Source organism: Desulfosporosinus hippei DSM 8344, assembly GCF_900100785.1.
Lineage (GTDB): Bacteria > Bacillota > Desulfitobacteriia > Desulfitobacteriales > Desulfitobacteriaceae > Desulfosporosinus > Desulfosporosinus hippei.
Genome location: NZ_FNCP01000005.1, coordinates 161,045 through 173,481, shown reverse-complemented (window position 1 = coordinate 173,481; position 12,437 = coordinate 161,045). Strand labels below are relative to the sequence as shown.

The window sequence follows — 12,437 nt, the reverse complement described above, 5'->3', positions numbered from 1 at the left end:
AAAGTTGAGGTGGTTAAATGACTAGGCTAAAGCGGACGCAGGCTTTATACTGCGTTATTCTTTGTGTTATAGGTATTTGCTTATTACTTGCTGGACCTGTCTTCGGTGCCCCGGTAAAGAAGCCTGCAAATAAACCTGCAGAGGGTGCCGACCCGGGAGTGACCGCCGATGCTGCAGTGCTGATGGATGTGGCTACAGGAGATATTCTTTATAGCAAAAAAGCTGATAAACAACGTCCTCCAGCTAGCACTACAAAAATCATGACAGCAATTTTGGGCTTCGAACTGGGTCGACCTGATGAAGTTGTAACAGTGAGTGATAAAGCGGCAGCCGTTGGTGAATCGACAATTTACCTGGATCCCGGGGAAAAAATCGCTCTCTATGAACTCATAACAGGGGCTTTAGTTCGTTCTGGGAATGATGCCTGTGTAGCAATTGCTGAACATATTGCCGGAAGTGAAGAACAGTTTGTAGAATTAATGAATCGAAAGGCTCTGGCCTTGGGTGCACAAAATACACATTTTGTTAACACCAACGGTTTACCTCGAAAAGAGCATTATTCAACAGCTTATGACTTGGCGTTAATGGCTAGGTATGGTTTGCAGATTCCCCAATTTGTATCAATTACTCGGCTAAAAGAGACCGAAATACACTTTATTGAGCCAGACGTTTTCATGGACGTTAGGAACACAAATAAATTGCTATGGAACTATCCCTATGCAGATGGTATTAAAACTGGAACAACTACGGCAGCCGGCAAATGTTTGGTGGCTTCTGCCACCAAGGAGGGACGCCAACTTTTAGTTGTTGTTCTCAATGCACCTGATCGATTCGGAGATGCTAAGAAGCTTTTGGAATGGGGTTTTCAATACACTGAAACGGTTCGGCTAGCGGCTGCAGGCGAGGTGATTGGAAAATTTGAACATACTACAAAGCCCGTTCAAGTATTATCGACTGATCCCCTCGATGTAAGCGTTAAAAAGGCTGATCGTAAGAAGCTGGAAAAGCGTATCGAATGGGAAAAACCAACGAATCTACCCATTGGTGCTGGGGAGCGGTTAGGTCGTCTAGAGGTTTGGATGGGGGAAAAAAAACTGAACAGCGTTCCTCTAATCAGTGAAAATGAAGTCGAAGAAAAATCGTTCCTTAAGACGATTATTTCCTTTACTTAGAAGGAAGTAAGAGGGAGTGAATTTATTGTATAAAAAGACGTTGCTGCCTAATGGTGTTAGGATCATTACAGAGGAAATTGACCATGTTCGTTCCGCAGCTATAGGAATGTGGGTAGGGGCTGGCTCACGGGATGAGCGTGAAGGATTTGAGGGGATTTCTCACTTTATTGAGCATATGTTTTTTAAGGGAACTGAACATCGAACTGCTCGAGCTTTAGCGGAATCCCTTGAGGCTGTCGGTGGGCAATTGAATGCCTTTACAACCAAAGAATATACTTGTTACTATGCCAAAATACTTGATGAGGATCTAGATCTAGCTATAGATGTCTTGAGTGATATGTTTTTCTCGTCCCTTTTCGATGAAAAAGAGATTGAGAAAGAAAAAAATGTAGTCATTGAAGAAATTAAGATGTATGAAGACTCTCCAGATGAATTAATTCATGACGTTTTTTCTGAGCAAGTATGGAATGATCATCCACTTGGGAAACCAATTTTGGGAACGGAAGAGAGTATTAGAGCTTTAAGCAGAGAGAAAATTATGCAGTTCCTTACTGAGCACTATGCCCCTGATAATCTTGTAATTTCTGTTGCCGGAAAAATTAAGCATGAGGATGTTGTTGGTAAGTTGTCTCCCCAATTTGGCAATTTTAATCGAGGCGGTCGGAGGGTACTCGAAGAAACTCCCATAGGCCGGACGATTGGATTTTATCAAAAGAAAGAAACTGAACAGATGCATATCATCATGGGTGTGCCGGGTTTAGGTCAAGATGATGAAGACATTTATGCTATGCATATATTCAATAACATTCTAGGTGGTGGATTAAGCTCTCGCTTATTCCAAGAGATACGTGAACAACGAGGATTGGCTTATTCCGTGTATTCGTACCACTCAACCTATGTCGACACCGGATTATTTGCGGTTTATGCAGGTACAAGTCCTAAAAATACTCAGGAAGTAATTGCCTGTATTCTCGAAGAATTGATGGAAATGAAGGAAAAAGGAATTAGTGCTGAAGAATTAGCAAGAACAAAAGCGCAAATCAAAGGAGGCTTGTATCTGGGATTAGAAGCAGTCAGTAGCCGGATGAGTCGCTTAGGTAAGACAGAACTAACCTATAATCGCGTGTTATCTCCTGAGGAAGTCGTTGAGAAGCTGGAAAAGGTCACCCTTGAGGATGTCTTACGAGTAATTGGGCGACTATGGAAAAAGGAAAATATAAGTATTATGACAATGGGGCCATCCGGCCACGATGTTGTATTACCGGACTTGTTGAAGCAATCAGGATGGCAATAAAATCGATATTCGTGGTTTGAGGATCGTGGTACATTGTCGAACCGCGAATATCGAACCACGAATATCGAATTGGGGGATCTTTCAGTGACAAGCTCAATAACTGTTAAAATAAAAAAGGTAAGCGAAAATTCGCTGAATATTCCACACTACGCAACCGCTGCTTCGGCAGGGGTTGATTTGTGTGCTGATTTAAAGGAAACAATAGTGTTAAAACCTGGCGAGAATATTAAAATTCCCACAGGTTTAGCTATTGAACTTCCAGGAGCACATATTGTCGCATTGGTATTTGCTAGAAGTGGTTTAGCCAGCCGTTATGGAATTGGTTTAACTAATGGAGTAGGGGTAATAGATGCTGATTATCGAGGCGAGATTCAGGTCTTAATGCAAAACCTTGGGAGTGAGCCTCTAGCAGTCAACCCTGGTGACCGTATAGCTCAAATGATCTTCATGCCAATTTTTAGGGCCATTTTTGAGGAAGTGAATGAACTAGAAGAAACCGCTAGAGGAGTAGGTGGCTTTGGTTCAACAGGGGTGTAAAGGTTATCAGGATTATATCAATTAAAAACCTTCATGGTTTGTTCTAATAATGTTTGTCTATTCATAGAATCCCCATGAGGGGGATTAGATATGGAAGCCCTTGGAGCAATAGTTTTAATTCTAGGCCTTGTAGTTTCAGTACGTGAACGAAAGTACAGAATGATGTGGCGATCGACTGAAAGTTCCTCAAACTTACTTGCTGGGGCCTTGAGCCAATTGGTCGGTACTGCAGGGGGGATTTATCTCTCGTTAGAGCTATTGTTTTCATTTTTGAAAATACCTGAAGACTTGTTCTATAATTCTGTTTTTTTTGTCGAGCCTTTAGCAGTAATTTCGTTATTACTTGCTATTTTACAGCCATTTGCAATAAGAGCCTGGGTAAGATTACGAAAGTAGAGGAGAGGATAGGATGCTTTTAAGTGATCTGGCCGGAAAAGAAATTATTAATCTCTATGATGGAGCAAAACTAGGATTGGTGGGGGATGCAGACCTAGATATTTCCTTTAACGGATCAGTAGAGGCAATCATCCTAACTTCGCGAGGAGGCTTTTCAGGCTTTTGGGGTTCTAAAGGGGATCGGGATCGTGAACATCTGGTAATTCCTTGGCAAACTGTTAAAAAAGTGGGCTCAGAGGTCATTATAGTCGAATTACACAACAGATCAGAAAGAGTTCGCTGAAAATTCAATTTGACAAAAGGAGCACATACCCAATAAAATGTATGGAAAAGCTTTAACCCCGCATTGCGTTTTAGCAACGGGGTTTTTGCCTTATCAGCGCAGGAGGGGTACCGTTGAAAAAAATTCGTGTTTTTGTTGCAGGAGCATGTGGGAAAATGGGTCAAGAAGTGATCCGTTCGATTTTAAAAGAAGCTGATCTCCTGCTAGTAGGGGCTTCTGATACACGACATCAAGGAATGGATGTTGGGTTTGTTGTGGGCACTCAAAGGGTTGGAGTAGATATTACCGGACCGTTAGATATTGATACCTTACGTTCTGCGAAGGCAGATGTATTAGTGGATTTCACAAATCCCCAATCAGTTCTAAAGAATTCCAAAACAGCAATTTTGGCAGGAGTAGTTCCCATTATTGGTACTACGGGGTTGGATGAAGCAGAGATCAGTGAAATACGTGTTCTAGTAGAGAAAAAGAATGTGGGTGCTTTTTTAGCCCCGAATTTTTCTATAGGAGCAATACTAATGATGAGGTTTGCCAAAGAATCTGCTAAATATTTCCCGCATGTTGATATAATTGAGCTGCATCATGATCAAAAATTAGATGCTCCGTCTGGGACTGCTTTAAAAACAGCAGAAGGGATTTTGGAAGTTCGTGAACCTATGGTTCAAGGACATCCCAATGAGTATGAAAAAATCCCAGGGGCTCGGGGCGCTGACCTAGGAGGAATCCATATTCATTCAGTGCGTTTGCCTGGTTTGATTGCTCACCAAGAAGTCCTATTTGGAGGGCTTGGTCAATCGTTAACAATCAGACATGATGCATTCTCCAGAGAAACCTATATGCCGGGGATTATCTTAAGTATAAGAAAATCTTACGAACTGACTGAGCTAATAATTGGGCTGGATAATTTCCTCGATTAGATGTATTAGATGTATTTCTGCGTAACCGCAGCCTGCATACCCTCATATAATGGATAGTAGTCATGGGACACTGTCTCAAAGGGGGCATAAAAATGAGTGCGGGTTTGAAAGGAATTCGTTTTGCTGTAGTCGGGGGAGATGACCGGGAGCTCTATCTAATATCCGAATTACAGAAACAAGGAGCCTACATAATCGGGGTCGGATTCGAAAAGGCTTCTCCCAATTCAGAAATGATGCTTGCAACGTCTTTGGAGGATGTTGTAAGCAAAGTGGATGTATTGCTTTTTCCAATGTTCGGAACCGATGAACGTGGGGTAGTCAAAGCTAAATACTCGGATAGACCAATTGTCTTAAACAAAAAATTACTCGAATCTATTCCAAGAAATGTACCACTGGTTATTGGCTATGCAAGGCCGGCTTTAAAGTCTGCAGCAGAGAATTTAGGAATTCAATTGCTTGAGACTGCCAAGTTGGATGAACTGGCGATCCTCAATTCTATACCATCAGCAGAAGGCGCTATTCAAATGGCGATGGAAGCAACTAAGATCACAATCCATGGCAGTCAAAGCTTTGTCTTAGGATTAGGACGCTGTGGTTGGACTTTAGCAAGAATGTTGGTAGGAATTGGAGCGCATGTTACTGGAGTTGCCCGCAAACCTTCGGATATAGCACGAGCTGAGGAAATGGGGCTTCAGGCACTGCATTTTATAAATCTAGAGGATGAGATCGGTCGGGCAGAAATAATTTTCAACACTGTACCTCATCAAGTTTTAGATCAAATGATGCTAGAAAAGGTGTCTCGTGATGCGGTAATCATTGATTTGGCCTCAATCCCGGGTGGAACAGATTTTGAATATGCGCAAATGCTAGGTATTAAAGCTCAGCTCGCGCCAGGCCTCCCAGGCATTGTAGCCCCAAAAACAGCTGGAAGAATTCTTGCTCATATCTACCCGCAACTTATTCTTCGTCACTTGACCACAATTAACACTACTTGTAAAGTGGAGGTGTAAGGGATGAAGTTTGAAGGGTTGAAAATTGGGTTTGCTATTACAGGATCACACTGTACCATACATGAGGTTACCAAAATAATGAAGGGGTTAGTTGATGAGGGAGCTGAGGTGACACCGATTATCTCTTATTCAGTTGAATGTATGGATACTCGTTTTGGCAAAGCTGAGGATTGGAAACTTCAATTCCGGCAAATTACGCAAAAGGAGATTATTCATACAATACCTCAGGCCGAGCCGATTGGGCCCCAAAAAATGTTCGATTGTGTAGTAATAGCACCATGTACCGGAAATACCCTGGCTAAGCTTGCCAACGGAATTATCGATACTCCGGTGTTAATGGCTGCGAAATCTCATCTTCGTAATCAAAGGCCCGTTGTTTTAGCGATTTCTAGTAACGATGGACTCGGATTAAATGCTCGAAATATTGGAACTTTATTGATTACCAAAAACGTTTACTTGGTACCGTTTGGGCAAGATAACCCCGTGGATAAAGCAAATTCTCTAGTAGCACATATGGATAAAATTCCGGAGACGATTTTAATGGCTTATGCAGGAAAACAAATACAACCGGTATTAGTGGACTATCTAGGAAAGTGATCAACGCTATAAAAGGGATGGTCAGGTGCCTTCAAGTGCACCTGACTAAACCCTATTTCAGACAATAATAAGGAGGAACATAAGTAATGTCTAATGTAGCAATAGTTGGTGCCACAGGTGCAGTAGGACAAGAGTTTCTTAAAATTCTAGCAGAGAGGAATTTCCCCGTTGATGAACTAAGGTTGTTAGCTTCCAAGCGTTCTGCAGGGAAACGAATTACATGGCAGGGACAGGAACTTGAAGTTCAGGAGACTACCCACGAGAGTTTTAAGGGGATAGACATTGCTCTGTTTGCTGGTGGATCTGCTAGCACGGAATATGCCCGTTCTGCTGTAGAAAGTGGAGCAGTGGTTATTGATAATAGCAGTGCTTTTAGACTTGACCCGGAAGTGCCGCTTATCGTTCCTGAAGTTAATCCGGAAGATGTAAAGTTACACAAAGGGATTATAGCTAACCCAAATTGCTCGACAATTATAATGGCAGTTGCACTTAAGCCTATTTTTGATCTAGCAGGAATTAAACGAGTAGTCGTTTCAACTTATCAAGCTGTTTCAGGTGCCGGGCGAGAAGGTATTGAGGAATTGGGTGCCCAGGTAAAAGCTTGGTCTCAAGGCGAGGAGCTTATCTCAAGTATTTTCCCGCATCAGATTGCCTTTAACCTAGTTCCCCGCATTGACGTTTTTCAAGAGGGGGACTATACAAAGGAAGAATGGAAGATGGTTAAAGAAACGCAGAAAATATTCCATGTACCAAGCATGGCCATTACTGCCACAACCGTTCGGGTACCTGTTTTTAGAAGCCACTCTGAATCCATCAATGTTGAGACAGAGCGCTTAGTTAGTGTTTCTGAAATAAGAGAGGCTTTAAGCAAGGCTCCTGGCGTCATTGTAATCGACGATCCCGGTAAGGATCACTATCCTATGCCTTGGTTTAGTTCTGATAAAGACGAAGTCTATGTAGGTCGCTTGCGCAAAGACTTTTCGATTGATAAAGGATTTAACCTGTGGGTTGTCGGGGATCAAATTCGTAAGGGTGCTGCAACGAACGCTGTTCAGATTGCAGAACTGCTTTAATCGTCGATCATAGGACTGTGGATAGAGATTATTAAGTATTCTGTTAAGAAATGATCAAAATTAGAAATGCTTGGTATTAGCTAACTGCTAAGGCCTTTTATAAGTTTGGATTTCTAATCAAGGATAAAGTAGATTTCCAGTTGAATGCCAGGTGAATAAAGCAAAATGTTGGTTTTTGTAGGTTCACTAAAGATATCGAACATCGAACCATGAAGAGGGGGGTTGGAAGGTGCATATTCTTGTTCAGAAATTTGGCGGTACCTCCCTTGCTACGGATGAGCGAAGGGCTCAGGTGGCGTCCATTGTGTCAGAGGCTGTTCATGAAGGGTATTCTCCGGTTGTTGTTGTTTCAGCCATTGGGCGCTCAGGCGATCCCTATGCCACTGATACATTCCTAACTATGGTCAAGGGAATTCATCCGGATTTACCCAAACGGGAATTAGATCTTCTGATGAGTTGTGGGGAAGTAATTTCCGGGACAGTCTTAGTAAGTACATTAAAAAGTCTAGGACTAAAAGCAGTTCTCTTGACAGGTGGTCAAGCAGGAATCATTACAAATAATGACTTTGGCGATGCTCGCATTGTACGAGTAGAGCCTGCTGAGATATTAGAACAACTGGCAGGAGGATATGTTGTCGTTGTGACCGGATTTCAAGGTGTGACAGAAAACGGTCAGATCACTACTCTCGGAAGAGGAGGAAGCGACACTACTGCTTCAGCCTTGGGGGTTGCCCTTAACGCCGAATCTATTGATATCTACACTGATGTCGAAGGGATTATGACGGCTGATCCGAGGATCGTAGAGGATGCCCGGATTTTGGACACAGTAACGTATAACGAGATATGTCAGTTAGCCTATCAGGGCGCTAAAGTTATTCATCCCCGGGCAGTAGAAATTGCTATGCAAAGAAATATACCTCTAAGAATCAAATCAACCTTTTCAAAAGCTCCGGGGACATTAGTCACTAATATGCATCCTGATCGAGAAGTCGGAACTGATATTACTACAGATCGAATCATCGCCGGAATTGCTCATACACCAAATGTAACGCAGTTCAAGATAATGACAACAGACGCTTCTAACAAACAGCTTACTGATAAGCGAATCTTCAAAGCGATGGCCCTTGCTGACATAAGTGTAGATTTTATCAGCGTACAGCCGGAAGCAGTGCTCTACACTGTATCAGATGAGGTTGCTGCCAAAGCTGTTCAAATACTACAGAATATGGACTTTGAAACAGAGGTTGTACCTAGTTGTGCAAAAGTATCTATCGTTGGGGCTGGCATAGCCGGCGTTCCTGGTGTTATGGCTGACATGGTTGAGGCACTTTCAGATGCAGGTGTCACTATCCTGCAATCAGCCGATTCACATACAACGATCTGGGTACTAGTTCATCAAAGAGACATGGTGACTGCAGTGCAAGCATTGCACAAGAAGTTTAATTTAGACATATAGTATGCTAAATGAAATGGGAAGAAAGGATGAGAAAGATGTCTTTTGGTAGAATCTTGACCGCCATGGTGACTCCCATGAATGACGCATTGGAGGTAGATTATCAAGAAGCTGTTCGCCTAGCACAGTACTTGATAGACCACGGATCTGACGGGGTTGTGGTATGTGGTACGACCGGAGAATCACCAACCATAACCGATAAAGAAAAAATTGAGCTCTTTAAGACTGTCAAAGCGGCCCTAGGAACAAGAGGAACTGTCATCGCAGGGGTTGGGTCAAATTCAACGAGTTCAAGTGTTTCCTTAGCCCGTATGGCAGCGACTACAGGTGTAGATGGATTAATGGCTGTTGTACCCTACTACAATAAACCATCTCAAGAGGGAATGTTTCAACACTTTAAAGCCATTGCAGAGGCCGCACCATTACCGTTAATGCTCTATAATGTGCCTAGTAGAACATCAGCAAATTTACAGCCTGATACGGTTAAAAGGCTATCAGAAATTCCTAACATAGTTTCATTAAAAGAAGCAGCCGGTTCTCTGGATCAAGTCAGTGAACTCAAAAGACTTTTACCGCCGGAATTTGAGATTTATAGCGGAGATGACTCTATGACATTACCTATGCTAGCCTTAGGTTGCAATGGAATTGTTAGCGTTGCCGCCCACATTGTTGGAGATGAGATGAAGGCAATGATCGATGCCTGGTTTACCGGGGATACTGCCCTGGCAACAAAATGGCACCTGGAGCTTTACCCAGTATTCAAAGGAATATTTGTCACTTCAAACCCTGTTCCGATTAAGGCGCTCATGAACATGATTGGAATTAAAGCCGGGGGAGTCCGATTACCGCTGGTTGCGGCTACACTAGAGGAACTAAAATTTCTTGAGGAGCTCTTAAAAATTACGAAAAAATCCCAAATCGATAATAGGAGACAGGTAGAGATCTTAGAATTGAAGGTCGCTTCTGATATTCCTGGAAATACAGTGGTCTAAGTCGTATAAACTACTTTATTGCTAAATAAAAAGGTGTATTTAGGGTAGCACCCTTAAATATTGAGCTCAGAAAGCTAATAAACCTCTGCAAGCAGGGGTTTATTAGCTTTCTGAGCTCAATATAAGTATTCTGAGTCACCGGAATAAGTCATCACCAATCTGGTGATGACTTATTGAGAGAGATAAGTTTAGGATTAGAAGGAAAAGGAGTTATTTATCTCCGGGTTCATAAAAAGCACACTCTGCTTCACGATCCATTAAGCTGGAGGTTACACTTAATGTCTCGAGTTGACAATGGCCATCCTCATTATGATGACATTTGATTGCACTACAAACAACATTGGTCATGACTATTCCACCTTTCCATTACTAGTCAGAAAGTATAACTAAAGTTATATGCTCTTAAAATATCGTTCCCGAATCTTGGTTTTTAATACATGGATCATGTCAGAATAGAGTAATTAAGGGATTTTTAGAGATAATGATCTAACTTGCAAGCCTTCGGTTTTCGCGCTATAATGTATTATCTTTATTGTGCGGCTAGTTTCATAGATGATTATCGAAGTATTGGCGAACACTGGGCGTCATTGTGTTCGTTTTGTTATTTCGCGTCTTTTTTGTTGCTTAAATTTTGGGCTACTAAGAAACCGGGAGAATCCCGTTAGCTTTTTGGGCACATGAGATATAAAGAAACACAAAATAGGAGGTGGTTTGATTGCCAAAAGAGCATAAGTTGCAGATTATCCCATTAGGTGGACTAGGTGAAATTGGAAAAAATATGACAGTGATCCGCTATGACAACCAAATGGTGCTAGTTGATGCAGGATTAGCGTTTCCGGATGAAGACATGCTCGGAATAGACATTGTAATACCAGACTACACATACTTAATTGAGCACAAAGAAATGCTGCTTGGGATCTTATTAACCCATGGGCATGAAGATCATATTGGTGCATTGCCTTATCTTTTAAGAGATGTGGATGTGCCGGTTTTTGGAACACGTTTGACTTTAGGTATTATTCAATCCAAGATGAAAGAAAACAACCTCAGCAATATTCAGGCTACCGTTGTTCAGCCCCGTGATGTAATAAAGCTTGGAGTTTTCCGTATTGAGTTTATTCGTGTAAATCACAGCATACCGGATTCGGTTTCCATTGCTATCCATTCCCCATTAGGAACAGTTGTTGTGACAGGAGATTTTAAGCTGGATCATACCCCTGTGTCAGGTGAGATACTAGACATTCATAAATTTTCAGAACTGGGGGACAAGGGAGTTCTATGCTTACTGTCTGACAGTACTAATGTTGAAAGAGCTGGGTTTACCCCATCCGAAAGTCATGTCGGAGAAATGATTGATGAAGCGTTCAGGAATGCCAAAGATCGTGTTATTTTGGCTAGCTTTGCATCGAACGTTTATCGACTCCAACAAGCGATTACTGCTGCTGTAAACACAAACCGTAAAGTAGCAGTGGTGGGAAGAAGCATGGTTAATATTGTTGGAATTGCTGAAGAACTGGGGTATTTGGATATCCCGGAAGGAACCCTAATTGATATTGATGAGATTATTGGCTTACCGGGGAATCAGGCTTGTATTTTAACAACAGGAAGCCAAGGAGAGCCGATGTCTGCCTTGACTCGAATGGCTAACCATGATCATCGGCATGTCGCGATTCAACCTGGAGATACAGTAATCATTTCAGCTAGCCCTATTCCGGGTAACGAGAAATCAGTCGCTAAGACGGTTGACCAATTGTTCAAACTGGGAGCTAATGTGATTTACGAATCGGCTGAAGGTATGCATGTCTCGGGTCATGCAAGCCAAGAAGAGCAGAAACTAATGCTGAGTATGGTTCGCCCGCAGTATTTTATGCCTGTGCACGGAGAGTATCGGATGTTAATCAAACATGCCCAATTAGCAGAACAGCTGGGCATTCCCAGAGAAAATATTTTCATTACGGAAAACGGCGGCGTAGTTGAATTTACTCGGCATGGAGCGGCATTAGGCAGCAAAGTCATGGCCGGTAAGGTTTTAATTGACGGATTGGGGATCGGAGATGTGGGGAACATTGTATTGCGAGATCGCAAACAACTTTCTCAAGACGGTATTCTTATTGTCGTCATGACTATAAGTCGTGCCAGCGGCGCTATTGTATCGGGACCCGACGTTGTAACCCGGGGATTCGTGTATGTTCGGGAATCTGAGACTATGTTAGATGAAGCCAAACAAAAAGTTAAACAAACCATGGCTCGCTGCCGGGAAAACAGGGTTACAGAGTGGGCTGTCTTTAAGAACCAGATTAGGGATACTTTAAGTAAGCATTTCTACGAAAAAACTCGCCGCAGACCTGTGATCTTGCCAATTATTCAAGAAGTAGAATAGGTAGCAAGTTGACAAAGTCTTTTTAAATCTTACTTGACCTTAAAGATCATTCGTGTTAAATTTATAATAATCAAATATTTCGAGCAAATGATTTTTCTTTGCTGAAAAATCGAAACAGGGAAGCCGGTGTGATTCCGGCGCGGTCCCGCCACTGTAACGGGGAGTTCTTTGCCATATCCACTGAGGAAACTTGGGAAGGAGGCATAGAACGAGGAACCTTAGCCAGGAGACCTGATTGCTCGTATGCTTTAACTCACGATGGATGGGTGGCAGGGATTTTGTTAATTCAGCCCTCCATTCTTGGAGGGCTTTGATTATTTTTATCGTACATAT

At 42.4% G+C, this 12,437-nt stretch carries 13 protein-coding genes and 1 riboswitch; of the genes, 12 read left to right on the top strand and 1 reads right to left on the bottom strand.

Annotation, left to right across the window (positions count from 1 at the left end):
* Positions 1-17: 17 nt before the first annotated feature.
* From BLS16_RS06515 to dapA, 11 genes are all read left to right on the top strand, one after another.
* Complete coding sequence (locus tag BLS16_RS06515; protein WP_092331396.1) at positions 18-1,172, top strand: D-alanyl-D-alanine carboxypeptidase family protein; 1,155 nt, start codon at positions 18-20, stop codon at positions 1,170-1,172.
* A 25-nt stretch (positions 1,173-1,197) separates the two neighbouring features.
* A complete protein-coding gene (locus BLS16_RS06510; protein WP_092331393.1) occupies positions 1,198-2,466 on the top strand; it encodes a M16 family metallopeptidase in 1,269 nt (422 codons plus the stop codon).
* Between the two features lie 84 nt (positions 2,467-2,550).
* Positions 2,551-3,003 (top strand): dUTP diphosphatase, encoded by a 453-nt coding sequence (dut, locus tag BLS16_RS06505; RefSeq protein ID WP_092331391.1) that lies wholly within the window; start codon positions 2,551-2,553, stop codon positions 3,001-3,003.
* Between the two features lie 90 nt (positions 3,004-3,093).
* Positions 3,094-3,399, top strand: coding sequence for a hypothetical protein (locus BLS16_RS06500; RefSeq protein WP_034598695.1), 306 nt, complete (start codon positions 3,094-3,096; stop codon positions 3,397-3,399).
* Positions 3,400-3,412: 13 nt separating this feature from the next.
* Positions 3,413-3,682, top strand: coding sequence for a YlmC/YmxH family sporulation protein (locus BLS16_RS06495; RefSeq protein WP_014904401.1), 270 nt, complete (start codon positions 3,413-3,415; stop codon positions 3,680-3,682).
* A 113-nt stretch (positions 3,683-3,795) separates the two neighbouring features.
* A complete protein-coding gene (dapB, locus tag BLS16_RS06490; RefSeq protein WP_092331388.1) occupies positions 3,796-4,599 on the top strand; it encodes a 4-hydroxy-tetrahydrodipicolinate reductase in 804 nt (267 codons plus the stop codon).
* Between the two features lie 92 nt (positions 4,600-4,691).
* On the top strand, positions 4,692-5,609 hold the full coding sequence (gene dpsA, locus BLS16_RS06485) for a dipicolinate synthase subunit DpsA (RefSeq protein ID WP_092331386.1): 918 nt from the start codon (positions 4,692-4,694) through the stop codon (positions 5,607-5,609).
* Positions 5,610-5,612: 3 nt separating this feature from the next.
* A complete protein-coding gene (locus tag BLS16_RS06480) occupies positions 5,613-6,206 on the top strand; it encodes a dipicolinate synthase subunit B (RefSeq protein ID WP_092331384.1) in 594 nt (197 codons plus the stop codon).
* Between the two features lie 86 nt (positions 6,207-6,292).
* The gene (locus BLS16_RS06475; protein ID WP_092331382.1) at positions 6,293-7,279 is read left to right on the top strand and encodes an aspartate-semialdehyde dehydrogenase; all 987 of its coding nucleotides are present in this window, start codon (positions 6,293-6,295) and stop codon (positions 7,277-7,279) included.
* A gap of 229 nt (positions 7,280-7,508) precedes the next feature.
* On the top strand, positions 7,509-8,735 hold the full coding sequence (dapG, locus tag BLS16_RS06470; RefSeq protein WP_092331379.1) for an aspartate kinase: 1,227 nt from the start codon (positions 7,509-7,511) through the stop codon (positions 8,733-8,735).
* A 35-nt stretch (positions 8,736-8,770) separates the two neighbouring features.
* Positions 8,771-9,724: a 4-hydroxy-tetrahydrodipicolinate synthase gene (gene dapA, locus BLS16_RS06465; RefSeq protein WP_092331376.1), complete on the top strand. Its 954-nt coding sequence runs from the start codon at positions 8,771-8,773 to the stop codon at positions 9,722-9,724.
* Positions 9,725-9,934: 210 nt separating this feature from the next.
* Here the strand turns inward: dapA and BLS16_RS06460 are convergent, their stop codons facing one another.
* Positions 9,935-10,072, bottom strand: coding sequence for a DUF1540 domain-containing protein (locus BLS16_RS06460; RefSeq protein ID WP_014904394.1), 138 nt, complete (start codon positions 10,070-10,072; stop codon positions 9,935-9,937).
* Between the two features lie 367 nt (positions 10,073-10,439).
* Between BLS16_RS06460 and BLS16_RS06455 the strand changes: the two genes are divergently transcribed.
* Positions 10,440-12,104: a ribonuclease J gene (locus BLS16_RS06455; RefSeq protein ID WP_014904393.1), complete on the top strand. Its 1,665-nt coding sequence runs from the start codon at positions 10,440-10,442 to the stop codon at positions 12,102-12,104.
* Positions 12,105-12,172: 68 nt separating this feature from the next.
* Positions 12,173-12,357: riboswitch (cobalamin riboswitch) on the top strand.
* The last annotated feature ends 80 nt before the right edge of the window (positions 12,358-12,437 follow it).

Excerpts from the sequence above, each read along its gene's own strand:
- BLS16_RS06480 (WP_092331384.1), top strand. The coding sequence starts at position 5,613 with ATGAAGTTTGAAGGGTTGAAAATTGGGTTTGCTATTACAGGATCACAC.
- BLS16_RS06515 (WP_092331396.1), top strand. The coding sequence starts at position 18 with ATGACTAGGCTAAAGCGGACGCAGGCTTTATACTGCGTTATTCTTTGT.
- BLS16_RS06495 (WP_014904401.1), top strand. The coding sequence starts at position 3,413 with ATGCTTTTAAGTGATCTGGCCGGAAAAGAAATTATTAATCTCTATGAT.
- BLS16_RS06475 (WP_092331382.1), top strand. The coding sequence starts at position 6,293 with ATGTCTAATGTAGCAATAGTTGGTGCCACAGGTGCAGTAGGACAAGAG.
- BLS16_RS06500 (WP_034598695.1), top strand. The coding sequence starts at position 3,094 with ATGGAAGCCCTTGGAGCAATAGTTTTAATTCTAGGCCTTGTAGTTTCA.
- dapA (WP_092331376.1), top strand. The coding sequence starts at position 8,771 with ATGTCTTTTGGTAGAATCTTGACCGCCATGGTGACTCCCATGAATGAC.
- dpsA (WP_092331386.1), top strand. The coding sequence starts at position 4,692 with ATGAGTGCGGGTTTGAAAGGAATTCGTTTTGCTGTAGTCGGGGGAGAT.
- BLS16_RS06460 (WP_014904394.1), bottom strand. The coding sequence starts at position 10,072 with ATGACCAATGTTGTTTGTAGTGCAATCAAATGTCATCATAATGAGGAT.